A 25,435-nucleotide genomic window follows, 5' to 3' on the forward strand; every position below is an offset into this window, starting at 1 on the left:
GGTCAGGCCAGTCCACGTGCTCAGTGCCGCGAAAGAAGTCATCTGTCTGCATGCTCGCGCATCCCCCTGCCCACAGCGCTGTCGGAAGCAGTATCGCTGGTGTCACTGACAAGGGGGAGCTGTGCGCGATTGGTGAACAGGGCGGTGACAGTGCGGCGGGCAGCTCACGTTACCTGCGTGAGCAGGTCGGCGACCTCGCGGACGGCGTCCCGGACGGTGTGGCCGACGCCGATCAGGGTGGCCAAGGTCGCTTCGCAGAGTAACGAATGAGGGACGTGGGCCTCGTTTGCCAACAAGCTTGCTGATTTGCCAACTGTGCTGCGTTGTCACAAAAGGCGCCGTCGTCCACCACGCCATGCTCGGCATCGCCCGCCTCCACAACCTCAACCTCGCCGGATAGGCGAGCAATCGGACTGGCCACCAACCACGTCCACACCCAGCCGAAGATCATTTACGGGACAGTCAGGAGGGTAGGTGAGGGGTCGATGGTTACAGTTCGTGAGTGCGGTTTGGCGCGTGCAGTGAGATTGGCGAGGGCTGAGGAAGTGAGAGCGCAACACGCTCACTCTTGACAGAGAAGACGTGGGTCAGGGCGATGCGCTGGTGCTCGCGGCGGGGCCCGGCTCGGGTGTGGTGGTCGACACCGGCCCGGATCCCCGGCTCGCCGACCGGTGCCTGCGCGACCTGGGAATCACCCGGGTCCCGTTGTTGCTGCTGACCCATTTTCACGCCGACCATGTCCGGGGCCTGCCCGGTGTGCTGCGGGGCAGGGCGGTGGGCGCGATCCAGACGACGAGCCTGGACGAACCGCCGGAACAGGCCGCGTTCGTGACGAGAACGGCCGCGGCAGCGCGTATCCCTGTGGTGCGGGCCGTCCCCGGTGAGCGGCGACGGATCGGCGCGCTCGACTGGCAGGTGCTGTGGCCGGTGGGCGGTGCGTCGGCGGGTCCGGCGGCCGGTCCCGTACTGCAGGAGCCCAATGATGCCAGCGTCACCCTGTTCGTCCGGGCCGGCGGACTCACTCTGCTGCTCCCCGGCGACCTCGAACCACCGGCCCAGCAGGGGCTGTTGCACAGTTACCCGGCGCTCCCGCGAGTGGATGTGCTCAAGGTCGCCCATCATGGCTCCGCACATCAGGACGCCGCCCTGCTGCGGACTGCGCATCCGAGGTTCGCCCTGGTCAGTGTCGGCCGGGACAACCCGTACGGGCATCCGGCCGCCCGTACGGTCGATGCGCTCAGGGCCGGGGGAGCGGTGGTGCTCCGTACCGACAGGGACGGCGCGATCGCTGTGACGGGCGCCGGGCCGGGGCTGCGGGCGGTGGGCCGGTCGTGACCGTGCGCTCAGTCCAGCCACCGTCCTTCGGCCATCAGTTCGCGGCCGGCCAGCTCGTTCTCCTCCCGCCACGCCTTGACCGCGGTCGGAGTGAAGCGCAGGTACACCCAGGCCTGACGGCCCCGCAGGTCCCAGTTGAGCTTGGAGGCGAAGGCGTCGCCCGACTGAGTGGCGAGGTCCGCCCCCTCGATCACCTCGGCCGTGGCCTCGATGAGGACCACATCACGGGTGTGGCCCACGGCGATCCGGGCGTGCCCGGCCGGTGTCACGTTGACCGCGGTGGGGTTGGTGCGCCGGGTGGCCATGAGCAGCGTCCCCCGGTCCCATACGAACGACAGCGGCACCAGGGTCGGCACCCCGTCCGGCGAGGCGGTGGACACCCAGGCGTCCTCGTCCTTCTCCAGGCGATCGAGCACATCCTGCTTGCGCTGCTCCCGGCTGCGGGCCGGCTTCTGCTTCGTCATGTCCCGCATGTTAGAGGCTGTCCCGCCGGCCCCGGCGGGCTCGCGCGGCGCCGTGGCTCCGCCATCGGTCCTAGGACCGACGGCTCATGGCGGGCCGCCGCGCCCCGGGACAGACTGCCGGTATGGACCCGCACCTGCCGCACACCGTCGACTCCTACCTGGCACGCATCGGCGCCACCAGGCCCGACCGCCCCGACGCGGCGGCACTGCGCGAGCTGCAACTGCGCCACCTCACCGCCGTGCCCTTCGAGAACCTCTCGATCCATCTCGGCGAGGACATCGTGCTGGAGGAGCAGACACTTCTCGACAAGATCGTGGCGGGCCGCCGAGGCGGGTTCTGCTACGAACTCAACGGGGCCTTCGCCGCGTTGCTGCGGGAGCTGGGCTTCGAGGTCGCGCTGCTCCAGGCCCGGGTCCACGGCGACGACGGGAAGCTCGGCATTCCCTACGACCACCTGGCCCTCCGGGTGGGGACGGACGACGGCACCGGCCCGTGGCTGGCGGACGTCGGCTTCGGTGACCACGCCCAGCATCCGCTCGCACTCGACGACCGCACGGACCAGGAGGACCCACGCGGCACCTTCCGGATCAGGCGGGCTCCCGCCGAGGCGGCCGAGGACGGCGAGGACTACGGGGACGTCGAGGTGCTGCGTGACGGTGCGCCGCAGTTCCGTCTGGACCCGCGGCCCCGGGCGCTGGCCGACTTCCGGGCCGGCGCCTGGTACCACCGCACCTCACCCGACTCCGGCTTCACCCGGGCCCCGGTCTGCTCCCGTTTCACCGCCGCCGGCCGGATCACGCTCAGCGGCCGGAAGCTCGTCACGACGGTGGGCGCCGAGCGCCACGAGACACCGTTGGGAAGCGACGACGAGGTGCTCGCCGCCTACCACGAGCACTTCGGACTGCGTCTCGACCGGCTGCCCGCCGTTCGCGGGGCCGGTGCGTCCGCGCGAACGTGAATGCGCCCTCCGGGAGTACGTGAAGATGTTCGGCCGTTGGCTCGCAAACATCGGCCGTTGGCTCGGAAACAAGGGAGCGACGGGTGCCGCGCGCGGCGGCGTCCCCGCCGGAATCGGCCGGTGTCCTCAGCTGAGACCTCACCCTCACCTGGCAGACCGTGCCGGCCCGCGGGATCGCCGCCGTCGGCTCCAGCATCTCCATCGGCCCGGACGACCAGATCGTGCCGAAGGGCTGAGCCCGAGGCTCTACGGGGCCTCCAGCCACCCCCCGTACTCCGCGGCGAACACATCCAGCGCCGCGGAGTCCAGTCGTCGGTACGGGTCCTCCACGACCACCAGCCACTGGGCGTCCTCGGCGTCGTCTTCGCCGGCCAGCGCGTCGCGCACGAGTTGCGGCTCCTCGGTGACCCCGAACCGGTCGGACAGCTCGCCCGCCACCTCCTGTGCCGTGTCGCGGTCGGGCAGCACCAGTACATGTCTCACATCGCTCACCCGCCCATTCTCCGGTACGTGCGGCGGTGCACGTGCGGCGGTGTCCCCCGCAGCGGTGTCCGTGCAGCGCCCGGCCGGGTTGTCCGTGGCGCGTGGGATGCTGGACGGCGATGGCCACCAGAAGGAATTCCACCGACGACCCGCTCGCCCCGCTCACGCTCGCCGTGGGCCAGGAGGACCTGCTCCTGGACCGCGCCGTGCAGCAGGTGGTGGCGGCGGCCCGCGCCTCCGACGCCGACACGGATGTCCGTGACCTCACGTCCGATCAGCTCCAGCCGGGCACGCTTGCCGAGCTGACGAGCCCGTCGCTCTTCGCCGAGCGCAAGGTGGTGATCGTGCGCAGTGCGCAGGATCTCTCCGCCGACACGGTCAAGGACGTCAAGAAGTACCTGGACGACCCGGTCGAGGAGATCACGCTCGTGCTGCTGCACGCGGGCGGTGCCAAGGGCAAGGGACTGCTGGACGCGGCGCGCAAGGCGGGGGCGCGGGAGGTCGCCTGCCCGAAGACCACCAAGCCGGCGGAGCGGCTCTCCTTCGTACGGGGTGAGTTCCGGGCGCTGGGGCGCTCGGCGACGCCCGAGGCGTGCCAGTCGCTGGTCGATTCCATCGGCAGCGATCTGCGGGAGCTGGCGAGTGCCGTGTCGCAGCTCGTCGCGGACGTCGAGGGCACGATCGACGAGGCGGTCGTCGGGCGCTACTACACGGGGCGCGCGGAGGCGTCGAGCTTCACGGTCGCCGACCGGGCGGTCGAGGGGCGGGCCGCGGAGGCGCTGGAGGCCCTGCGCTGGTCGCTTTCGACCGGAGTGGCGGCCGTCCTGATCACCAGCGCGCTCGCGCAGGGCGTGCGGGCGATCGGCAAGCTGTCGTCGGCGCGCGGGGGGCGGCCGGCTGACCTCGCCCGTGAGCTGGGGATGCCGCCGTGGAAGATCGACCGGGTGCGTCAGCAGATGCGTGGCTGGACGCCGGACGGGGTCGCGGTGGCGCTGCGGGCGGTCGCGGAGGCGGATGCGGGGGTCAAGGGGGGCGGGGACGATCCGGCGTACGCGCTGGAGAAGGCCGTGGTCGCGGTGGCGCGCGCCGCGCGGACGGGGCGCTAGCGGGCAGCAGGTGGCCCCGGGCGGGACGGGGGGCCGGGTTCGTTCGGCCGGCCGCGTTGTCCCCAACCGCCGGACGGGCTCGAACCTGGGCTCAGAACGCTGCCCTGCCCCGCCGTGCGCGCATGACGAAGGCCCCTGTCGTCGCCCTGGGGAGGGGAACGGCAGGGGCCTTCGGTCTGTGCTTGGTGCGCCGCACCCGCGTGGCGAACGCAGGTTCGGTGTGCGGCGCGGGGTGCCGGTCAGGAGCGGGAGAGAGGGCCCGCTGGTTCCGTTCCGGCGATCACATCGGGAATGCTCAGCCCTGGAGGGTGGCAACCTTGGTGGCCAGCGCCGACTTCTTGTTGGCGGCGGCGTTCTTGTGGATGACACCCTTCGAGACAGCCTTGTCGAGCGCACGGGAGGCGTCGCGGACGGCCACGTTGGCCTTCTCGGCGTCGCCCGCAACGACGGCCTCGCGGGCCTTGCGGATTGCGGTCTTGAGCGACGACTTGACGGCCTTGTTGCGCAGGCGCGCCTTCTCGTTGGTCTTGTTCCGCTTGATCTGGGACTTGATGTTCGCCACGAAAGAGCCTTTTCAGGTTCGTTGGATCTTCGATGTGCGCCCTGCGGCCGGAAAGCCACGAGGCACAGCTGTCCACGGTAGCAGCCGCGCTCCGACCGGCCCAAACCGGTCTCCGCTCCGCAGGCGTGGGACGATGGGAGCTACGTACAGATCCGAGTACAGATCCGACCGACCCGACATCGACCCGAGACACGGCGTTCGGCGTCTCAAGAATCAGGACCCTGCGTGCCCGCGACTCCTCTCCACGTGCCCGAGCCGAGCCGTACCGACCCGGCGCTGATCCGCAATTTCTGCATCATCGCGCACATCGACCACGGCAAGTCGACCCTCGCCGACCGGATGCTCCAGCTGACCGGTGTGGTCGACCAGCGGCAGATGCGCGCTCAGTACCTCGACCGGATGGACATCGAGCGCGAGCGTGGCATCACCATCAAGTCCCAGGCGGTTCGGCTGCCCTGGGCGCCCACCGTCGGCGAGGACCAGGGCAGCACCCACGTCCTCAACATGATCGACACCCCGGGGCACGTCGACTTCACCTATGAGGTCTCCCGGTCGCTCGCGGCCTGTGAGGGCACGGTCCTGCTGGTCGACGCCGCGCAGGGCATCGAGGCCCAGACCCTCGCCAACCTGTACCTGGCGATGGAGAACGACCTCACCATCGTCCCGGTGCTGAACAAGATCGACCTGCCGGCCGCCCAGCCCGAGAAGTTCTCCGAGGAGCTCGCCAACCTCATCGGCTGCCAGCCCGAGGACGTGCTCAAGGTCTCCGCGAAGACCGGTGTCGGCGTGGACGCGCTGCTGAACCGGGTGGTCAGGGACGTCCCGGCGCCCGTCGGCAAGGCCGATGCCCCGGCCCGCGCGATGATCTTCGACTCGGTCTACGACTCGTACCGCGGCGTCGTGACGTACGTCCGTGTCGTGGACGGCTCGCTGAACAAGCGCGAGCGCATCCGGATGATGTCCACGGGCGCCACCCACGAGCTGCTGGAGATCGGTGTCTCCTCCCCGGAGATGACCCCGTCCGACGGCATCGGAGTGGGTGAGGTCGGCTACATCATCACCGGTGTGAAGGACGTCCGGCAGTCCAAGGTCGGTGACACGATCACCTCCCTGAACAAGGGGGCGACCGAGGCGCTGGGCGGCTACAAGGACCCCAAGCCGATGGTGTTCTCGGGTCTGTACCCGCTGGACGGATCGGACTACCCGGACCTGCGCGAGGCCCTCGACAAGCTCCAGCTCAACGACGCCGCCCTGGTGTACGAGCCGGAGACCTCCGCAGCGCTCGGCTTCGGCTTCCGCGTCGGCTTCCTCGGCCTGCTCCACCTCGACGTGGTCCGGGAGCGGCTGGAGCGCGAGTTCGGCCTCGACCTCATCGCCACCGCGCCCAACGTGGTCTACCGGGTCGAGATGGAGGACGGCAGCGAGCACACCGTCACCAACCCGAGTGAATTCCCCGAGGGCAAGATCGACAAGGTGCACGAGCCGGTCGTCCGGGCCACGGTCCTGGCGCCCAGCGAGTTCATCGGCGCGATCATGGAGCTGTGCCAGCAGCGCCGCGGCACGCTCCTGGGCATGGACTACCTCTCCGAGGACCGGGTCGAGATCCGCTACACCCTGCCGCTCGCCGAGATCGTCTTCGACTTCTTCGACCAGCTGAAGTCCAAGACCCGCGGCTACGCCTCGCTCGACTACGAGCCCACCGGCGAGCAGTCCGCCGAGCTCGTCAAGGTCGACATCCTGCTGCACGGCGACAAGGTCGACGCGTTCTCCGCGGTGACGCACAAGGACAAGGCGTACGCGTACGGCGTCCGGCTCGTCGCCAAGCTGCAGAAGCTGATCCCGCGGCAGAACTTCGAGGTGCCGATCCAGGCGGCCATCGGCTCCCGGGTCATCGCCCGTGAGACCGTCCGCGCCATCCGCAAGGACGTCCTCGCCAAGTGCTACGGCGGTGACATCTCCCGTAAGCGGAAGCTGCTGGAGAAGCAGAAGGAAGGCAAGAAGCGGATGAAGATGGTCGGCAACGTGGAGGTGCCGCAGGACGCGTTCATCTCCGTGCTGTCGACGGACGAGTCCGCCGGGGAGAGCAAGGCCAAGAAGTAGTCCCGTCCCCCGCATGCCGAACCTACTGATCGGTAGACCGAACGGGCCCCCGCATCGCAGAACGCTGCGGCGCGGGGGCCCGTTCGTTATGAAGCGGGGTCCGATTGCCCCTTACGCGGCGGACCCGGGCGCTCTACCCTGATCACGGCTTCGTAGTTACTCGCCAGTTAAACAAGCGCGATCAAGCAGGACCAAGCACCCAGACATACGCGGAGAGCAAGCCGCGAACCAGCAGCCGGTCGTGAAGCACTGCCGTAGGCCCGGAGGATGTCGTGAGCGACACACAGACCATGATCGAGAACCGTCCGCCGTCCGTGGCGACCCTCTTCATCGACCGGGTGGCCGCCACCCCGGACGCGGAGGCCTACCGCTACCCCGTCCCCGCGGCCGACAGCCGGGGCGCCGACGAGTGGAAGTCGCTCAGCTGGGCGCAGGCCGCCGAGCGGGTGTACGCCATCGGGGCCGGGCTGATCTCTCTGGGGGTGCAGCCGGAGGAGCGCATCGCGCTCGCCGCCAGTACCCGGGTCGAGTGGATCCTCGTCGACCTCGGCGTCATGTGCGCGGGCGCCGCGACCACCACGATCTACCCCTCGACCAACGCGGAGGAGTCGGCGTTCATCCTCTCCGACTCCGAGAGCCGGGTACTGATCGCCGAGGACGCCGGACAACTGGCCAAGGCTCGTGAGCGCCGCGCCGAGCTGCCGAACCTCGCCCATGTCGTCGTCATCGACGCCGAGGGCACCGGACCCGCCGAGGGCGACCCCGAGGGCTGGGTGCTCACGCTGGCCGACCTGGAGGCCCGGGGCGCCGAGCACCTGGCGAAGAACCCGGCCGCGATCACCGAGCGGGTCGACGCCATCACCCCCGAGCAGCTCGCGACCCTGATCTACACCTCGGGCACCACCGGCCGTCCCAAGGGCGTACGGCTGCCGCACGACAACTGGTCGTACATGGCCAAGGCCACCGTCTCCACCGGGCTGATCAGCGAGGACGACGTCCAGTACCTCTGGCTGCCGCTCGCGCACGTCTTCGGCAAGGTCCTCACCTCCGGCCAGATCGAGGTGGGCCACGTCACCGCCGTCGACGGCCGGGTCGACAAGATCATCGAGAACCTGCCGGTCGTCCAGCCGACGTACATGGCCGCCGTCCCCCGTATCTTCGAGAAGGTCTACAACGGCGTCGCGGCCAAGGCGCGCGCCGGCGGCGGGGCCAAGTACAAGATCTTCCAGTGGGCGGCAGAGGTCGCCCGTGAGTACGCGAAGGTCTCCCAGGACAACTTCCGGCGCACCGGCACCGCCTCCGTGCCCTTTGCGCTCGGCGCCAAGCACAAGGTCGCCGACGCCCTCGTCTTCGCGAAGATCCGCGAGGCCTTCGGCGGCCGGCTCCGCGCCTGCGTCTCCGGCTCCGCGGCCCTCGCACCCGACATCGGCTTCTTCTTCGCGGGCGCCGGGATCCACATCCTGGAGGGCTACGGCCTCACCGAGACCAGCGCCGCCTCCTTCGTCAACCCGGGCGAGGCGTACCGCACCGGCACGGTCGGCAAGCCGCTCCCCGGCACCGAGGTAAGGATCGCGGACGACGGCGAGATCATGCTGCGCGGCCCCGGTCTGATGCAGGGCTACCAGGGGCTGCCGGAGAAGACCGCCGAGGTGCTGGAGGCCGATGGCTGGTTCCACACCGGCGACATCGGCGAGCTGTCCGTGGACGGCTATCTGCGGATCACCGACCGCAAGAAGGACCTGATCAAGACCTCCAGCGGCAAGTACATCGCCCCGGCCGAGGTCGAGGGCCAGTTCAAGGCGGTGTGCCCGTTCGTCTCCAACATCCTGGTGCACGGCGCGGACCGTAACTTCTGCAGCGCGCTGATCGCCCTCGACGAGCCGACCATCCTCGGCTGGGCCGCCGAGAACGGCATGGAGGGCAAGTCGTACGCGGACGTCGTGGCCTCCCCGCGGACCGTCGAGCTCATCGACGGCTATGTGAAGACCCTCAACGAGGGGCTCCAGCGCTGGCAGACCATCAAGAAGTTCCGGCTGCTCCCGCGCGACCTCGACATCGAGCACGGTGAGGTGACGCCCAGCCTCAAGCTGAAGCGGCCGGTCGTCGAGCGCGCCTACAAGAACCTGATCGAGGACATGTACGCGGGCTCCCGCGAGGCGTGACGGCGGCCCGTCACCGGGCCCCGGCCGACCGGCCCCCGCGTTCCGGCGCGGGGGCCGGCACGTCGTTGCGCCGCGCGCCTCCCCGCTCGCTCCCCGTCTGCTGCTCGGCTCACTTCTCCCCTCACTTCGGTAACTCGACGCGTATGTGCTGGGCCGATCTGTCACTCTGTCCCTGTCGTCAGCGGCGCAATAGCGAGAACAGGTCAGGAGCCGCCCTGTGGGGCCCATTCCCTTGCAGCGGGACATCGTGCAGCGTCCCGGAAGCAGTGCCGCGTCCACGGGTACCCAGCCGGCCGCCCGCACGAGCCTGCCCGGGAATCTGCTCGCGCCCGCCGCGGCCCGGCGGTTCGTCGCGGCCGCGCTCGCCGAGTGGAGCGGGCTCGGCCTGCCCGCGGCCGTGGGGTTCAGCGAGCGGCTGTCCGACGACGCGGCGGTGATCGTCAGTGAACTGGTCACCAACGCCGTCGTGCACGCCGGGACCAACGTCGAACTGCTCTTCCGGCTGGAGGAGGCGACCGAGGACGAGGTGTCGGCACTGGTGCTGGAGGTCTCCGACCACCATCCGGCCCGTGCCGTGCGCAGCGACGGCAGCGAGAACGGCGCCGGGCCCGACAGCGCGGCCGCCCCGGGGGAGCCCGCCGAGTACGGGCGCGGACTGGAGCTCGTCGCCACCCTCGCCGAACGCTGGGGCATCACCTACCGCACCGGCCTCAAGACCGTCTGGGCCCGGCTCCCCGTCGACGACTGGAACCCCTTCGCCGACGCCCGGGCGGAGCCCGGCTTCCAGCACGGGCTGCGGGCGGCCGAACTCCTCGCCCCCACCGCCCGGCGCGCCCTGCGGGACGACGCGGACTGGGCCGGGCGCGGCGCGCTCTCGTTCCTCGCCGAGGCCTCCGACCTGCTGGCCGGACAGCTCGACGAGGACATCGTGGCCGCGCTCGCCGGACAGTTACTGGTACCTAGGCTCGCCGACTGGTGCGCGATCTGGCTGGAGCCGGAGAGCGGCGGCCGCGCTGCCGTTCCGCGGCTCGCCAAGGTCTGGCACATCGACGAGACCCGTACGGACCCGTTGCGCGAGGTGCTGGAGGGGGACCCGCTCCGGCTCCCCGAGCGGGTCGGCACCGGACCCGTCTCGATTCCGTGGCCCGGCAGCACGGAGGACGCCGCCGCGCCGGACGGGAGCGACGGCGTCGCCCTCGCGTACCGGATCACCTCGGGCGGCCGCACCCTCGGCGCCGTACTCGTCGGCCGCGAGGGCATCGCCCGGGTGCCCGACGAGGTGACCGCCCTGATAGAGGACTTCGTACGCCGGGTCGGCCTCGCCGTGGGCGCGGCCCGCGCCTACACCCGGCAGGCCACCATCAGTCGCATCCTGCAGCGCGGACTGCTGCCCAGCAAGGTCGCCGACATACCGGGCGTCGCCAGCTCACTGGTGTACGAGCCCAGCGACGACGGAGTGGTGGGCGGTGACTTCTACGACATCTTCCCGTGCCCGAACGACCGCTGGTGCTTCGTCCTCGGCGACGTCCAGGGCAGCGGCCCCGAAGCCGCCGTCGTCACCGGCCTCGCCCGCCCCTGGCTGCGGCTGCTGGCCCGCGAGGGCTTCCAGGTCGGCGAGGTCCTGGTCCGGCTCAACCGGCTGCTCCTCGACGACGCGATGGAGGCCGCCGAGGCGGCCGCGCTGATGGTCGCCGCCGCGGGCGGCCAGCAGTCCGCGGAGAGCGGGCCCCGGTTCCTCTCCCTGTTGTACGGGGAGCTCGTGCCGCTGCCCGACGGCGGCGCGCGCTGCACCCTGGCCAGCGCGGGCCACCCGCTGCCGCTGCTGCTGCGCCCCGACGGCACGGTGCGGATCGCCGCCGAACCGCAGCTGCTGCTCGGTGTCGTCGACGACGCGACGTACGAGAGCCAGAGCTTCGACCTGGCTCCCGGCGACAGCCTGCTGTGCGTCACCGACGGGGTGACGGAGCGACGCTCCGGCCCGGTGATGTTCGACGACGGCGACGGCCTGGCGCAGGCGCTGGCCGACTGCACCGGGCTGACCGCCGAGGGGATCGCCGACCGCATCAACCAGGCGGTGCACGCCTTCGCCGAGCGCCCGCCGGACGACGACCTGGCGCTGCTGGTCCTCCAGGCCCTGTAAGGCCGGCAGCGCCTGCCCGGCGGATCGGGGGCGGGCAGGCACGGTGGCCGGAGACCGGGGTGGCGTCCGGTTGCCGGGCGGCGCGCGACAATGGACGGTATGCCTTCCGTACTGCCCGATGGTGAGCCCGTGCCCGACGACGGGGCGCTGCCCCGCCATGCCCTGGAAGGCGCCGCCGGCCGGCCGCTCGGCTTCTACCTGCATGTGCCGTACTGCGCGACCCGCTGCGGCTACTGCGACTTCAACACCTACACCGCGACCGAGCTGCGCGGCTCCGGCGGAGCGCTGGCCTCCCGGGACAACTACGCCTCCCATCTGATCGGCGAGGTCCGCCAGGCCCGCAAGGTCCTGGGCGACGACCCCCGGCCGGTCCGCACGGTCTTCGTCGGCGGCGGTACGCCGACCCTGCTGGCCGCCGCCGATCTCGTCAGGATGCTGGCGGCGATCCGGGAGGAGTTCGGGCTCGCGGACGATGCGGAGATCACCACCGAGGCGAACCCGGAGTCGGTCGGCCCGGCGTACCTGGCCGAGCTGCGCGAGGGCGGCTTCAACCGGATCTCCTTCGGGATGCAGAGCGCCCGGCAGCACGTACTGAAGATCCTCGACCGCACGCACACCCCCGGCCGGCCCGAGGCCTGTGTCGCCGAGGCGCGGGCGGCCGGTTTCGACCACGTCAACCTCGACCTGATCTACGGCACCCCGGGCGAGTCCGACGACGACTGGCGGGCCTCGCTGGACGCGGCGATCGGCGCCGGGCCCGACCATGTGTCCGCGTACGCCCTGATCGTCGAGGAGGGCACCCAGCTGGCCCGCCGGATCAAGCGCGGCGAGATCCCGATGACGGACGACGACGCGCACGCCGACCGCTATCTGATCGCGGACGAGGCGATGGCCGCGGCGGGCTTCTCCTGGTACGAGGTGTCGAACTGGTCCCGGACGCCCGAGGGCCGCTGCCTGCACAACGAGCTGTACTGGCGCGGCGCCGACTGGTGGGGCGCCGGACCCGGCGCGCACAGCCACGTCGGCGGCGTGCGCTGGTGGAACGTGAAGCACCCGGGGGCGTACGCGCAGGCGCTGGCCGAGGGGCGCTCGCCCGGGGCCGGACGCGAGATCCTCTCCGCGGAGGACCGCCGCGTCGAGCGCATCCTGCTGGAGCTGCGGCTCGCCGACGGCTGCCCGCTGTCCCTGCTCGCCCCGGCCGGGCTCACCGCTGCCCGGCGGGCCGTGGAGGACGGTCTGCTGGAGTCCGGGCCGTTCGGGGACGGCCGGGCCGTGCTGACCCTGCGGGGGCGGCTGCTGGCCGACGCGGTGGTGCGGGACCTGGTGGACTGAGGACGCGCCGGGGACGGCTCACCCCACCGGGCAGCCGACCGGGGTGATCTTGTGGCCCCCGGCCGGCCGGCCGCAGATGATCCTGCTGTGGATCCGGCCGTCCGGATACGTGATCTCGACGACGTCGAGACCGTGGCCGGCCTGGGCCTCGTACGGGATGAAGCCGCGGAACGTGATCGTGCCGGTGGGCATCGTCTGCAGGTTCACCGCGTACAGGTTCGCCCACGTCTCGGCGGCGCTGTTCATCGTGTCGCCGTGGCTGGCGGCGTCGTACAGGGCGGCCGTCGCGCTGTAGGAGATGACCGACTGCCCGCTGGCGAACAGGCCGTCCTGGTAGGGCCTGGCGGCCGGCAGGCGCGGCAGGGTCCCGCCCGCGGGCAGCAGGCCCTCCAGGGTCCGGTGCGCCTGCGCGTAGAAGCCGTCGGCCCGGCCGCGGCCCATCGGGGCGAGCGCCGTGTGGTAGAGCGTGACGTCCTCGGCGAGATCCGTGCTGTCGTCGAACCGCGCCTTGGTCAGGTCGTCGCCGGTGAAGACCGTGATGGGCTTCCCCGCGCAGCCCTGGGAGAGCCGGCCCATCAGATTGTTGACGTCCTCGACCCGGCCGGCGAAGTACAGGGCGTCCGGTGCCGGGTCCGCGTCGCAGATCTTCTGGACCGGCTTGTCGAGGTCGGCGCTGTTGTGGTGGCCCAGGCCGTACGTCTCCAGCGGAGCCACCTCGAACCCGGCCTTCTTCAGCATCGTGCGCCCCACCTTGCGCTGCTCCTGCGTGTAGCGGTCCTTGTCGTTGTTGACCAGCCTGCGGGAGAGCACGAGGGCCCGCGGATGCGGGGACTTCCCGGCCACCTGCCCGGCCACCAGGCCCAGCGCGTCCGCCTGCTCCTCGTCGGTCGCGGCGATGCCGAAGTAGTTCGAGTAGCCCTTCGCCAGATAGCCGCCGGAGTTGGTCGTGTCCACCACCGGGAGACCGGCCTCCTGAAGCAGCTCGGTGGCCCGGGGACTGTCCGTGGTGTCGCGCCCGAGCCCGACCACCCCGACGACCCTGCGGTCCTTCCTCGCCACCTCGATGATCTTCTTCACCGCCGGGATCTGCTGGAGCATGTCCTGCCCGCCGTTGGCGGTCAGCACCTTGAGCTTGACGGAGAAGTCCAGCTTGTTGGTGTGGTGCTGGTACAGATACACACCCGTCAGCTCCTCCAGGGCCTTGCGGGTGCCCTCCGGGGACGTGGCGGTGAACGGGCCCGCGTAGATGACGGTGACGTAGTCGTCCCCGGGCATGATGGCGGCGTTCTCCTCCTCCACGGCCCGCTCGATCCGGTCGAAGGTGACGCCCTTGCCGGAGCCGTTCAGCGACAGGTCGTTGCCCGAGGCGAAACGCACCTGTGCGGTCGTCGACACACCTATGCACTCCTTCGGCCCGCCGCCCGGGCCGGAGAGCTTCACCGAGTCCGTGTTCACGTCGGTGAGCGGACCGTGGCAGTACCGGTTCGCCAGCTGACTGCTCACCAGGAAGGTCGCCAGCAGGGCGCCGACCAGGAGGAGCGCCACGGTCGTACGCGACATCACCCACCAGACCCACGTCCTGCGCACACGCGTCGTGACCAGTTGCGCGTGACCGTGCTCATGGGTCAGCTGCTCGGTCGAGAGCGGCAGCCGCAGCACCCAGGCGAGCGTGGCGGCGGCCGTCGGGGACTGGCCGATGCTGAGATGGCTGATCCAGTTGTCGTAACGGGCCCGCGCCGCACCGGTGTGCGTGGGCAGCGGTTCCGCGGGCAGCGGCGGGGTGTGCCGCAGTATCTCGGCCGCCGGCAGCGAGGCCAGGAGCAGCAGCGGATCCACCTCGCTGCGCCGGGAGCGGACGTTGTTGAGGGCGTTGATCAGCTGGATGCCGCCGTTGCTCTGACAGGCGGTGGGAAGGAACACCACCGGCGGCACGACGCGCTTGCCGCGCCGCCAGTCCAGCGCGTGGGGACGGTAGTTGTCCCGCAGGTCCTCCAGCAGTGCCTGGACCCGCAGCTCCAGGTGGAACTGGCGGGACTGCTCGTCGCCCGCCGCCGCGTCGGCCACCCGCCCGGCGACCACCGCGGCCCGGACCCGGATGACCCGCCACGACCCGCTGGGCGAGAAGCGGGACCAGCCGTCGGACGGGTATCCGGTACTGGCCGCGGCCAGCGAGGAGGTGGTGGCGAACCACCTGCTGGCCCGCCGCAGCCACAGCAGCGGCGGCGCCGACGTCGTCACCAGCCGGACGACGGCCAGACCCAGCACCGCGCCCACGGCCACCAGGGCGGTGGGCACCCAGCCGATCTCGCCGAGCAGCACACCGAGCACCGCGATGACGACGGCCCCGAGGAACGTCTCGGGCCGCACCGACTCCCTGAACGCGCCGAGCCAGTTCCGCGGGCCCCGTCGGCTGACCCGCCAGCGCAGCGTGCTCAGCTGCTCCAGGATCCGGTCGTCGCGGTCGCCGGGGGAGCCGCCGTGGTCCGGCTCCCCGACCACGGCGGCGGTGGCCTGCTCGATGGCGCCGAGCAGCCGCGAGCGGGGAAAGGAGAAGGGCTTGTACTGCGAGCCGCTCCGGATCTCCCACGGCTTCTCGGTCAGTGTGCGGACCATGTCGAGCGCCGCGTCGTACGGCGTCCCGCCACGGCCGTCGAGCAGCTTCAGCGGCACGCGGCGCAGCTGATTGGCGTGGTGGATCTGGCGCACGATCTGCTCGACCCTGGCGTCCACGGCGGACGGGACGTCGGCGTCGGCGGCCTGGAGGACCACCAGCGGCATCACCGGCCGGTTGTCCCGGTACCGGTCGATGAGCTGCTGCACGAAGTGGAAGACGGCCGAGGCCGCCTCGTTGTCCGCACTGTCCCGCCACACTTCGCGCGCCATCGCCCCGTGCCTTCCCTCGCGAAAAGAGCCAGGCACCACTCAATAACCGATGATGCGTGCGGGGCGCAGGCCATTGTAGGGATCGGCCCCGGATTGGCGGGAAGACCCGCCGGACATCAGGCGGGAAGCGTGACGAAGTCAATCAATTCCTCTACCCGGCCCAGGAGTTCGGGCTCCAGGTCCCGGTAGGAGCGGACCGAGGACAGAATCCGCTGCCAGGCCGCCCCGGTGTTCTCCGGCCACCCCAGCGAACGGCACACGCCGGTCTTCCAGTCCTGGCCGCGCGGCACCACCGGCCAGCCGCCGATTCCCACGGACGACGGCTTTACCGCCTCCCACACGTCGATGTACGGATGGCCGACCACCAGGACGTTCCCGTCCGAGATCCGGGCCGCGATACGGGACTCCTTGGAACCCGGCACCAGATGGTCGACCAGCACGCCGAGACGCGCGTCCGGGCCCGGGGAGAACTCGCGCACGATCGCCGGGAGGTCGTCGATGCCCTCCAGGTACTCGACGACCACTCCCTCGATCCGGAGGTCGTCGCCCCAGACCCGCTCGACCAGCTCCGCGTCGTGCCGGCCCTCCACGTAGATCCGCCCGGCCCGCGCCACCCGCGCCCGCGCCCCGGGTACCGCCACCGAGCCGGAGGCCGTACGGGCGGGCCGGACAGGACCCCCGGCCGACGGCCGCACGAGCGTGACCACCCGGCCCTCCAGCAGGAAGCCGCGCGGCTCCATGGGGAAGACCCGGTGCTTGCCGAACCGGTCCTCCAGGGTCACCGTCGGACCCGCGGCCGTCTTCTCGCAGCGGATCACCGCACCGCAGAAGCCGGTGGCGACCTCCTCCACGACCAGATCCGGATCGGCGGGCACCTCGGGGGCGGGGGCGGACTTCTTCCACGGCGGGGTCAGGTCCGGCTGATAGCTGCGCATCGGACGACGATAGGACGGGACGGCCTCACGACACGCCGAACCGGGCCGCCAATGCGTCGCGCTGCGCCCGGACGAAAGCCGCGTCCACCACCGCTCCGTGCCCCGGTACGTACAGCGCGTCCTCACCGCCCAGCGCCAGCAGCCGGTCCAGTGCGGCCGGCCAGCGCGAGACGACCGCGTCCGAGCCGGCCTGCGGCTCACCGGACTCCTCGACCAGATCGCCGCAGAGGACGACCGCGGGCGAGCCGGGCACCAGCGCCGCCAGATCGTGGCCGCTGTGCCCCGGACCCACGTCGGCCAGCAGTACCTCACGGCCGCCGCCCAGGTCGATCGTCCACTCCCCGCACACCTCGTGGTGCGGGGCCACCAGCACGTCCACGGCCTCCGCCGCGTCCTGTTCGGACACTCCGTGCGCCACCGCGGAGCGGTGGAGGTCGCCGGCCCCGGCTCTCAGCAGATCCGTCAGGCCGGACGCCCCGTACACCCGGGCCCCGGCGAAGGCCGCCGTGCCCAGTACATGGTCGAAGTGCGGATGGCTCAGTGCGATATGCGTCACCCTCCGGCCGAGCAGCCGCTCGGCCCGGGTCCGCAGCTCGACGCCCTCCCGGAGTGTCGAACCCGTGTCGAAGAGAAGGGCCCCGTCCGCTCCGACCACCAGTGCGACCGTCGCGTCCCAGCGGGGCAGCCGCCGCCGGCCCACTCCGTCACCCAACCGCTCCCAGCCGAACTCTTCCCAAGTGGCGTCCATACCGCGACGCTATCGGCAACGACCTGCACGGTCTCGCGGTAGCGTGGCCGGTCGCCCTTGCTAGGGGCCCACTCGGTCGCCGTACACTGACCGGGGGGATTGCTGGCACTCGAACGGACAGAGTGCCAGGAGAAGTCCCGGGAACGACCCGAGATCGACCGAGGTAGACAGCTGGAGGTGTGCGCGATGCTCAGCGAACGCAGACTCGAAGTGCTGCGCGCCATCGTCCAGGACTATGTCGGCACCGAGGAGCCCGTCGGCTCCAAGGCGCTCACGGAGCGGCACAAGCTGGGGGTCTCCCCGGCCACCGTCCGCAACGACATGGCGGTGCTGGAGGACGAGGGCTTCATCGCCCAGCCCCACACCAGTGCGGGACGCATCCCTACGGACAAGGGCTACCGGCTCTTCGTCGACCGGCTCGCGGGCGTCAAGCCCCTGTCGTCGCCGGAGCGCCGGGCCATTCAGAATTTCCTCGACGGCGCGGTCGACCTCGACGATGTCGTGGGACGTACCGTACGGCTGCTCGCGCAGCTGACCCGGCAGGTCGCCGTCGTGCAGTACCCCTCGCTGACCCGCTCGACGGTGCGGCACGTGGAACTGCTCCTGCTGGCCCCCGCCCGGCTGATGCTCGTGCTGATCACGGACACCGGCCGGGTCGAACAGCGGCTGGTCGACTGCCAGACGCCGTTCGGTGAGACCTCTCTCGCCGATCTGCGGGCCCGGCTCAACAGCCGGGTGGTGGGACGCCGTTTCGCGGACGTCCCGCAACTGGTGCAGGATCTGCCGGAATCCTTCGAGAGCGAGGACCGGGCAACCGTGTCCACCGTGCTCTCGATCCTGCTCGAAACCCTCGTCGAGGAGACGGAGGAGCGGCTGATGATCGGCGGCACCTCCAACCTCACCCGCTTCGGGCACGACTTCCCCGTGATGATCCGGCCGGTGCTGGAGGCATTGGAGGAGCAGGTCGTGCTGCTGAAGCTGCTCGGCGAGGCCAAGGACTCGGGCATGACCGTACGAATCGGGCACGAGAACGCCCATGAGGGCCTCAACTCCACGTCCGTCGTCGCGGTCGGCTACGGTTCGGGCGACGAGGCAGTCGCCAAACTCGGCGTGGTCGGACCGACCCGCATGGACTACCCCGGAACGATGGGAGCGGTACGCGCAGTGGCACGTTACGTCGGACAGATCCTGGCGGAGTCGTAAGTGGCCACGGACTACTACGCCGTACTCGGCGTGCGCCGCGACGCTTCGCAGGACGAGATCAAGAAGGCCTTCCGGCGGCTCGCACGCGAGCTGCATCCGGATGTGAACCCCGATCCGAAGACCCAGGAGCGGTTCAAGGAGATCAACGCCGCTTACGAGGTGTTGTCGGACGCGCAGAAGAAGCAGGTCTACGACCTCGGCGGCGACCCGCTGTCCGCCTCCGGCGGAGGTGGCGCGGGCGGATTCGGACAGGGCGGCTTCGGCAACTTCTCCGACATCATGGACGCGTTCTTCGGCACGGCGTCGCAGCGCGGACCCCGTTCGCGCACCCGGCGCGGCCAGGACGCCATGATCCGGCTGGAGATCGACCTCTCCGAGGCCGCCTTCGGCACGACCAAGGACATCCAGGTCGACACGGCCGTCGTCTGTGCGACCTGCAGCGGAGAGGGCGCCGCACCCGGCACCTCGGCCCAGACCTGTGACATGTGCCGCGGCCGCGGCGAGGTCTCCCAGGTCACCCGGTCGTTCCTCGGCCAGGTCATGACCTCACGGCCCTGCCCGCAGTGCCAGGGCTTCGGTACGGTCGTGCCGACCCCCTGCCCGGAGTGCGCCGGCGACGGCCGCATCCGCTCGCGGCGCACCCTCACCGTGAAGATCCCCGCAGGTGTCGACAACGGCACCCGCATCCAGCTCGCGGGCGAGGGCGAGGTCGGCCCCGGCGGCGGCCCGGCCGGCGATCTCTACGTCGAGATCCACGAGCTGCCGCACGCGGTGTTCCAGCGGCGCGGCGACGATCTGCACTGCACGGTCACCATCCCCATGACGGCGGCGGCCATCGGCACCAAGGTGCCGCTGGAGACGCTCGACGGCCTGGAGGAGGTCGACATCAGGCCGGGCACCCAGTCCGGCCAGTCCGTCCCGCTGCACGGGCGCGGCATCACCCACCTGCGGGGCGGCGGGCGCGGCGACCTGATCGTGCACGTCGAGGTGATGACCCCGACGAAGATGGACCCCGAACAGGAACGCCTCCTGCGGGAGCTGGCGAAACTGCGCGGCGAGGAACGGCCCACCGGCCAGTTCCAGCCCGGGCAGCAGGGCCTGTTCTCACGTCTCAAGGACGCGTTCAACGGACGCTAGTCCCCGCATCGACACCGTACGGGCCCGGGTTTCCGGGTCCGTACGGCATTGCGGACATAACGCGTCCACGGGGTGCGCATCACGGGACAGGAAGGACATGACACGATGCCGTCATGCCATCCGCGTTGACCGATCTCTGCCGGTATCCGATCGTGCAGGCCCCGATGGCGGGCGGAGTCTCCTGCCCGCAGCTCGTCGCCGCCGTGGCCGAGGCCGGCGGGCTCGGCTTCCTGGCCGCCGGGTACAAGACCGCGGACGGCATGTACAACGACATCAAGCAGGCCCGCGGACTGACCGGCCAGCCCTTCGGCGTCAACCTCTTCATGCCGCAGCCCAACCTCGCCGACCCGAGCGCCGTCGAGGTGTACCGGCACCAGCTCGCCGGCGAGGCCGCCTGGTACGAGACCCCGCTCGGTGAAACCGACTCCGGCGGCGACGACGGCTACGAGGCCAAGCTCGCCATCCTGCTGGAGGACCCGGTCCCGGCCGTCTCCTTCACCTTCGGCTGCCCGGCCCGCGACACCCTCGACGCGTTCGCCGCGGTGGGCACCTACACCGTCGTGACGGTCACCACGCCCGAGGAGGCCCAGGCCGCGCAGTGGGCGGGCGCCGACGCGGTCTGCGCCCAGGGCGTCGAGGCGGGCGGCCACCAGTCCACCCACCGCGACGACCCGCAGGCCGACGGCATCGGGACCGGGCTGCTCAGCCTGGTGGCCCAGGTGCGCGAGACCGTGCAGATCCCGGTCATCGCCGCCGGCGGGCTGATGCGCGGCGCCCAGATCGCCGCCGTGCTCGCGGCGGGGGCCGATGCCGCGCAGCTCGGCACCGCCTTCCTGATCTGCCCCGAGTCCGGCGCCCATCTGCTGCACAAACAGGCCCTGACCAACCCGCTGTTCGTCCGCACCACCCTGACCCGGGCCTTCTCCGGGCGCCCGGCCCGCGGCCTGGTCAACCGCTTCGTGCGCGAGCACGGACCGTACGCCCCTGCCGCCTACCCGCAGGTCCACCAGCTGACCGCCCCGCTGCGCAAGGCGGCGGCCAAGGCCGGGGACGCACAGGGCATGGCGCTGTGGGCGGGCCAGGGGCACCGGATGGCACGCGAGCTGACGGCCGGCCGGCTCGTCGCGCTGCTCGCCGAGGAACTGGACGCCGCCCGGGCGGCAGTGAGCACAAGGAGCACGCAGTGACGGCACCCGTCTTCGTCGTCGAACAGATGCCTGAGGGACCCGGGTTCGTCCTGGAGGGGCCGGAGGGGCGGCACGCCGTCTCGGTGAAACGCCTGCGCGCCGGTGAGGACGTCGTCCTGACGGACGGCCGGGGCCACTGGGCGCAGGGCGTGGTGCTGGCCGCCGAGGGCAAGGACCGGCTGGTGCTCACCGGTCTGGATTCCGTCCACGAGGAACCCCGGCCCGACATCCGCATCACCGTCGTCCAGGCGCTGCCCAAGGGCGACCGCGGCGAGCTCGCCGTCGAGACGATGACGGAGACCGGCGTCGACGCGGTCGTGCCGTGGCAGGCGGGGCGCTGCATCACCCAGTGGAAGGGCGACCGGGGCCTCAAGGCCCTGGCGAAATGGCGCGGCACGGCCCGCGAGGCCGGCAAGCAGTCGCGCCGGGTGCGGTTCCCGGAGGTGGCGGACGCGATGACGACCAAGCAGGTCGCCGCACTTGTGGCCGCAGCCGACTTCGCGGCCGTACTGCACGAGGACCGCGAGTACGCCAGCGAGCCGCTGGCCACCGTCGCCCTGCCCAGAACGGGCGAGATCGTGCTGGTCGTCGGCCCGGAGGGCGGTGTCTCTCCCGACGAGCTGGCCGCGTTCGCCGCCGCCGGCGCCCGGACCTGCCGGCTCGGACGGACCGTGCTGCGCACCTCGACGGCGGGCACGGCGGCAACGGCCCTGCTGCTGGGCCGGACCGGCCGCTGGTCATGAATCGGGCCGTTTCCCGGAACCTTGGCCGGTTCTGGCCGCAAGCGGTCTACCGCACCGTCAGGAGCGGTGGGAAGCTGCCCGTATGGGGACATCAAGGGCATGGTGCAATCGAAGGATCCGTCGCTTTCCGGCCGTGATCTGCCTGGCGGGCACGGTCGTCGCCGGACTGGCGGCCTGCGACCCGGTCAACGGCCTGAACTCCGCGTCCATCGCAGTGACGACCGACCGGACCGCCACCCGCGCGCTGGAGCACGAAGGGGTGGACGTGCAGTGGCTGAGCTGCACCGCACGGACCGGCGGGGGCGCGAGCGCCGCCTCCCGGGCCGGTTCGTCCACCGCCGCCACCAGCCGGGTCGCCGACGTCGACTGCAACGGACGTACCAAGGACGGCAAGGACATCAGTCTCGAAGGCAAGGTCGACCGCGAGGTCGAGGGCCGTTGCGTCAGCGGTGACATGACCGCGAAGGCGGGCGGGAAGACCGTGTTCCGGGCCACGATGCTCGGCAACTGCGACGCCGCGCCCCCGGCCTCCGCGCCGCCCCGGCCCCCGGCGGGCAGCAGCGGGGGAGGCGCCGGGCCGACCGCGACCGTCACGGTCACCGTGACCGCGTACCCCCAGGGCAAGTGAGCGTGCCGGGCACCGGCCCTACGTCGGACTCCGGCCAACTCCGTTTCCTCGGGCACGACCTCGGCCTAGGGTGATCGATGTGACGCAGCCTTCCTACCTCCGGTATCCCCATGTCCAGGGCGACCTGATCGCCTTCACCGCCGAGGACGATGTCTGGCTGGCGCCGCTCGACGGCGGCCGAGCCTGGCGAGTCAGCGCGGACAACCGCCCCGTCACCCAGCCGCGGATATCTCCTGACGGCACCCTCGTCGCCTGGACGTCCACCCGGGACGGCGTGCCCGAGGTGCACCTGGCCCCCGTCGACGGCGGGCCCTCCAAGCGGCTGACCTACTGGGGCGACGCGCAGACAGCCGTGCACGGCTGGACCCCCGAGGGCGATGTGCTGGTGATCAGCACCCAGGGCCAGGTCTCGCTGCGCCGCACCTGGGCCCGCGCCGTACCGGTCGACGGGGGCCCCGCACGGACCCTGCCGTACGGGCCGGTCGGCTCCCTCGCGTACGGGCCCGGCGGACGGATCCTGCTGCTCTCGGCCACCATGGGGCGCGAGGCCGCCAAGTGGAAGCGCTACCGGGGCGGCACGGCCGGCAAGCTCTGGATCGCCGCCGGGGAGACACCCGGCGACGGGACTCCGCAGGAGTTCGTACGGGTCAACGAGGAGCTCGACGGCAACATCGAGTGCCCGATGTGGGTGGGCGGGCGCATCGCCTTCCTCTCCGACCACGAAGGCGTCGGAGCGCTCTACTCCTCCCTCCCCGACGGCACCGGTCTGCGCCGGCACACCGGCATCGAGGGCTTCTACGCCCGGCACGCCGCCACCGACGGCACCCGGGTCGCCTACGTCAGTGCGGGAGAGCTCTGGCTCCTCGACGGACTGGAGGGCGACGAGCCCCGCCGCCTCGACATCCGGCTCGGCGGCCAGCGCGCCGACCTCCAGCCGCACCCCGTGCACGCCGGCAGCCACGTGAGCGCCGCGTCCCCGGACCGCACCGGCCGCGGCAGCGCGGTCGGGTCCCGCGGAGCCGTCCACTGGGTCACCCACCGCGAGGGCCCGGCCCGCGCACTCGCCGTCGAACCCGGCGTACGGGCCAGGCTGCCCCGCACCTTCCAGGCCGACGGCGACCAGCACGTCGTCTGGGTCACCGACGCCGAGGGCGACGACGCGCTGGAGTGCGCGCCCGCCACCGGCACCTCACCCGGCGCCGTACCGCGCCGGCTCGCCGCGGGCCGGCTCGGCCGGGTCCTCGACCTGGCCCCCGCCCCCGACGGCAGCCGGTTCGCCGTCGCCGCCCACGACGGACGCGTACTGATCGTCGAACGGGAGAGCGGCGAGGTCCACGAGGTGGACCGCAGCGAGCACGGCGACGCCTCCGGGCTCGTCTTCTCACCCGACTCCTCCTGGCTCGCCTGGTCGCACCCCGGCCCCGAACCGCTGAGCCAGCTCAAGCTCGCCCACCTCGCCGACCTGACGGTCGCCGAGGCCACCCCGCTGCGGTTCCGGGACTTCGCACCCGCCTTCACCCCCGACGGAAAGCACCTGGCCTTCCTCTCCGAGCGGGCCTTCGACCCGGTCTACGACTCACACGTCTTCGACCTGGCCTTCATCGGCGTCTGCCGGCCGCACCTGCTGACGCTCGCCGCGACCACCCCCTCCCCGTTCGGGCCGCAGCTCCACGGCCGCCCGACCGAGCGGGAGAAGAGCGGCGAGGGCGACGACAACCCGACCGCGCTCCCGGTCACCCGCATCGACCTGGACGGCCTCGCCGACCGGATCGTGCCGCTGCCCGTCGAGGCCGCCAGCTACTCCTCGCTCCGGGCCGCGAAGGACGGGCTGCTCTGGCTGCGCCACCCGGTCATCGGAGTCCTCGGCACGAGCGGGGCCACGCCCGACGCCCGCCGCCCCGAGACCGTGCTGGAGCGGTACGACCTGGAGAAGCTGCGCTGCGAGGAACTCGCCTCGGACATCGGCCGGTTCGCGGTCAGCGGCGACGGCAAGCGGCTGGTGCTGCACAGCCACGGCAAACTGCGCGTCGTACCGTCCGACAGCCGTGTCCCGGCGGGCTCCGACGACGACCACGACGGCGAGGGCAGCATCACCGTCGACCTCTCCCGGATCCGCCGCACCCTGGACCCGGCCGCCGAATGGCGGCAGATGTACGACGAGGCCGGCCGCATCATGCGGGACAACTTCTGGCGCCCCGACATGGGCGGCGTCGACTGGACCGGCGTCCTGGACCGCTACCGGCCGGTGCTGGAACGCGTCGCCACCCACGATGACCTCATGGACCTGCTGTGGGAGGTACAGGGCGAACTCGGCACCTCGCACGCCTATGTGAGGCCGATCGGCGGATGGCACGAGGACTCGGCCCGGCAGGGGCTGCTCGGCGCCGACATCTCCCGCGCGGACGACGGGAGCTGGCGCATCGACCGCATCCTGCCGTCCGAGACCTCCGACCCCGCGGCCCGCGCCCCGCTCGCCGCACCCGGCGTCGCCGTCCGCGCGGGGGACGCGATCCTGGCCGTCGACGGCCACCCCGTCGACCACGTCACCGGCCCCGGACCGCTGCTCACCGGCTCGGCCGGCCACCCGGTCGAGCTGACCGTCTCACCGGCCGACGGCGGCGACCCACGCCATGTCGTCGTCGTACCGATCGCCGACGAGGAGGCGCTGCGCTACCACGCGTGGGTCGCCGACCGGCGCCGTTACGTCCACGAGCACTCCGGCGGACGCCTCGGCTACGTCCACATCCCCGACATGGCCGGACCGGGCTGGGCCCAGATCCACCGCGACCTGCGCACCGAGGTCGCCCGCGAGGGGCTGGTGGTGGACGTACGGGAGAACCGCGGCGGCCACACCTCGCAGCTGATCGTCGAGAAGCTGGCCCGCCGCATCGTCGGCTGGGACCTGCCCCGCGGCAGCCGGCCCCAGAGCTACCCGGGCGATGCGCCGCGCGGTCCGGTCGTCGCCGTGGCGGACGAGTTCTCCGGTTCGGACGGCGACGTCGTGAACGCGGCGATCAAGCTGCTGGGCATCGGCCCGGTGGTCGGCACCCGCACCTGGGGCGGTGTGGTGGGCATCGACAGCCGGTACCGGCTGGTGGACGGCACGCTGGTCACCCAGCCGAAGTACGCCTTCTGGATGGAGGAGTACGGCTGGGGCGTCGAGAACCACGGCGTCGATCCGGACGTCGAGGTCGTCATGACGCCGCAGGACCGTGCGGCGGGGCGGGATCCGCAGCTGGACGAGGCGATCCGGATCGCGCTGGAGTCGCTGACCCGGACCCCGGCGAAGACGGCCCCGCCCCTGCCGCAGTGACGTCCGCGGGGTCCG

Annotated in this window: 18 protein-coding genes and 2 pseudogenes; 14 read left to right on the forward strand and 6 right to left on the reverse strand. The window is 71.6% G+C overall.

All coding sequences use genetic code 11. The annotated features are described in order from the left end of the window. Window positions 1-579: 579 nt before the first annotated feature. Window positions 580-1,335 (forward strand): annotated as a pseudogene (locus tag OG322_RS25685) (ComEC/Rec2 family competence protein); the annotation flags it as partial. Window positions 1,336-1,343: 8 nt separating this feature from the next. On the opposite strand, the gene OG322_RS25690 reads toward OG322_RS25685, so the two are convergent. Next, complete coding sequence (locus OG322_RS25690; RefSeq protein WP_123471488.1) at window positions 1,344-1,799, reverse strand: pyridoxamine 5'-phosphate oxidase family protein; 456 nt, start codon at window positions 1,797-1,799, stop codon at window positions 1,344-1,346. Window positions 1,800-1,921: 122 nt separating this feature from the next. On the opposite strand from OG322_RS25690, the gene OG322_RS25695 reads away from it, so the two are divergent. After that, entirely contained in the window at window positions 1,922-2,758 is an 837-nt protein-coding gene (locus OG322_RS25695) for an arylamine N-acetyltransferase family protein (RefSeq protein ID WP_124283979.1), read from the forward strand. 134 nt (window positions 2,759-2,892) lie between these two features. After that, a pseudogene (locus OG322_RS41635) lies at window positions 2,893-2,994 on the forward strand (YceI family protein); the annotation flags it as partial. 10 nt (window positions 2,995-3,004) lie between these two features. Here OG322_RS41635 and OG322_RS25700 read toward each other — a convergent pair. Further along, window positions 3,005-3,250 (reverse strand): hypothetical protein, encoded by a 246-nt coding sequence (locus OG322_RS25700; protein ID WP_123470919.1) that lies wholly within the window; start codon window positions 3,248-3,250, stop codon window positions 3,005-3,007. A 110-nt stretch (window positions 3,251-3,360) separates the two neighbouring features. Here OG322_RS25700 and holA point away from each other — a divergent pair, with 110 nt between their 5' ends. Next, entirely contained in the window at window positions 3,361-4,347 is a 987-nt protein-coding gene (gene holA, locus OG322_RS25705; protein ID WP_123470916.1) for a DNA polymerase III subunit delta, read from the forward strand. 295 nt (window positions 4,348-4,642) lie between these two features. On the opposite strand, the gene rpsT is transcribed toward holA, so the two are convergent. Then, entirely contained in the window at window positions 4,643-4,909 is a 267-nt protein-coding gene (rpsT, locus tag OG322_RS25710; protein ID WP_123470913.1) for a 30S ribosomal protein S20, read from the reverse strand. A 225-nt stretch (window positions 4,910-5,134) separates the two neighbouring features. Here rpsT and lepA point away from each other — a divergent pair, with 225 nt between their 5' ends. The 4 genes from lepA (at window position 5,135) to hemW (ending at window position 12,643) form a co-directional block, all read left to right on the forward strand. Then, window positions 5,135-7,009, forward strand: coding sequence for a translation elongation factor 4 (lepA, locus tag OG322_RS25715; protein ID WP_078617653.1), 1,875 nt, complete (start codon window positions 5,135-5,137; stop codon window positions 7,007-7,009). 272 nt (window positions 7,010-7,281) lie between these two features. Next, a complete protein-coding gene (locus tag OG322_RS25720; RefSeq protein ID WP_123470911.1) occupies window positions 7,282-9,171 on the forward strand; it encodes an AMP-dependent synthetase/ligase in 1,890 nt (629 codons plus the stop codon). A gap of 232 nt (window positions 9,172-9,403) precedes the next feature. Next, window positions 9,404-11,311, forward strand: coding sequence for an ATP-binding SpoIIE family protein phosphatase (locus OG322_RS25725; protein WP_329307766.1), 1,908 nt, complete (start codon window positions 9,404-9,406; stop codon window positions 11,309-11,311). A gap of 90 nt (window positions 11,312-11,401) precedes the next feature. Next, window positions 11,402-12,643, forward strand: a complete 1,242-nt coding sequence (gene hemW, locus OG322_RS25730) for a radical SAM family heme chaperone HemW (RefSeq protein ID WP_123470907.1) — start codon at window positions 11,402-11,404, stop codon at window positions 12,641-12,643. Between the two features lie 18 nt (window positions 12,644-12,661). Here hemW and OG322_RS25735 read toward each other — a convergent pair whose 3' ends face one another. The 3 genes from OG322_RS25735 to OG322_RS25745 all read right to left on the reverse strand — a co-directional run bounded on the left by OG322_RS25735 (window position 12,662) and on the right by OG322_RS25745 (window position 17,209). Continuing rightward, window positions 12,662-15,526, reverse strand: coding sequence for a hypothetical protein (locus OG322_RS25735; protein WP_124283978.1), 2,865 nt, complete (start codon window positions 15,524-15,526; stop codon window positions 12,662-12,664). Window positions 15,527-15,642: 116 nt separating this feature from the next. Next, a complete protein-coding gene (locus tag OG322_RS25740; protein WP_123470903.1) occupies window positions 15,643-16,461 on the reverse strand; it encodes a DUF3097 domain-containing protein in 819 nt (272 codons plus the stop codon). A gap of 25 nt (window positions 16,462-16,486) precedes the next feature. Then, window positions 16,487-17,209: an MBL fold metallo-hydrolase gene (locus OG322_RS25745; RefSeq protein WP_329306993.1), complete on the reverse strand. Its 723-nt coding sequence runs from the start codon at window positions 17,207-17,209 to the stop codon at window positions 16,487-16,489. A gap of 186 nt (window positions 17,210-17,395) precedes the next feature. Between OG322_RS25745 and hrcA the strand changes: the two genes are divergently transcribed. The 6 genes from hrcA to OG322_RS25775 all read left to right on the forward strand — a co-directional run bounded on the left by hrcA (window position 17,396) and on the right by OG322_RS25775 (window position 25,420). After that, complete coding sequence (gene hrcA / locus OG322_RS25750) at window positions 17,396-18,412, forward strand: heat-inducible transcriptional repressor HrcA (protein WP_073735980.1); 1,017 nt, start codon at window positions 17,396-17,398, stop codon at window positions 18,410-18,412. Beyond that, window positions 18,413-19,549 (forward strand): molecular chaperone DnaJ, encoded by a 1,137-nt coding sequence (gene dnaJ, locus OG322_RS25755; RefSeq protein WP_123470898.1) that lies wholly within the window; start codon window positions 18,413-18,415, stop codon window positions 19,547-19,549. Window positions 19,550-19,662: 113 nt separating this feature from the next. Continuing rightward, complete coding sequence (locus tag OG322_RS25760; RefSeq protein ID WP_123470895.1) at window positions 19,663-20,736, forward strand: nitronate monooxygenase; 1,074 nt, start codon at window positions 19,663-19,665, stop codon at window positions 20,734-20,736. Next, on the forward strand, window positions 20,733-21,479 hold the full coding sequence (locus OG322_RS25765; protein WP_124283977.1) for a 16S rRNA (uracil(1498)-N(3))-methyltransferase: 747 nt from the start codon (window positions 20,733-20,735) through the stop codon (window positions 21,477-21,479). The genes OG322_RS25760 and OG322_RS25765 overlap by 4 nt, the downstream gene beginning before the upstream one ends. Before the next feature lie 133 nt (window positions 21,480-21,612). After that, entirely contained in the window at window positions 21,613-22,107 is a 495-nt protein-coding gene (locus OG322_RS25770) for a hypothetical protein (RefSeq protein WP_260147583.1), read from the forward strand. A gap of 79 nt (window positions 22,108-22,186) precedes the next feature. Next, entirely contained in the window at window positions 22,187-25,420 is a 3,234-nt protein-coding gene (locus OG322_RS25775; RefSeq protein ID WP_329306994.1) for a S41 family peptidase, read from the forward strand. The last annotated feature ends 15 nt before the right edge of the window (window positions 25,421-25,435 follow it).

Origin of the sequence: Streptomyces sp. NBC_01260, assembly GCF_036226405.1 — a bacterium.
Classification (GTDB): domain Bacteria; phylum Actinomycetota; class Actinomycetes; order Streptomycetales; family Streptomycetaceae; genus Streptomyces; species Streptomyces laculatispora.

Coding starts and splice junctions, on each gene's coding strand:
- OG322_RS25690 (WP_123471488.1), bottom strand. CDS start 1,799: ATGACGAAGCAGAAGCCGGCCCGCAGCCGGGAGCAGCGCAAGCAGGAT.
- OG322_RS25695 (WP_124283979.1), top strand. CDS start 1,922: ATGGACCCGCACCTGCCGCACACCGTCGACTCCTACCTGGCACGCATC.
- holA (WP_123470916.1), top strand. CDS start 3,361: ATGGCCACCAGAAGGAATTCCACCGACGACCCGCTCGCCCCGCTCACG.
- hemW (WP_123470907.1), top strand. CDS start 11,402: ATGGACGGTATGCCTTCCGTACTGCCCGATGGTGAGCCCGTGCCCGAC.
- OG322_RS25735 (WP_124283978.1), bottom strand. CDS start 15,526: ATGGCGCGCGAAGTGTGGCGGGACAGTGCGGACAACGAGGCGGCCTCG.
- OG322_RS25740 (WP_123470903.1), bottom strand. CDS start 16,461: ATGCGCAGCTATCAGCCGGACCTGACCCCGCCGTGGAAGAAGTCCGCC.
- OG322_RS25745 (WP_329306993.1), bottom strand. CDS start 17,209: ATGGACGCCACTTGGGAAGAGTTCGGCTGGGAGCGGTTGGGTGACGGA.
- hrcA (WP_073735980.1), top strand. CDS start 17,396: ATGCTCAGCGAACGCAGACTCGAAGTGCTGCGCGCCATCGTCCAGGAC.
- OG322_RS25760 (WP_123470895.1), top strand. CDS start 19,663: ATGCCATCCGCGTTGACCGATCTCTGCCGGTATCCGATCGTGCAGGCC.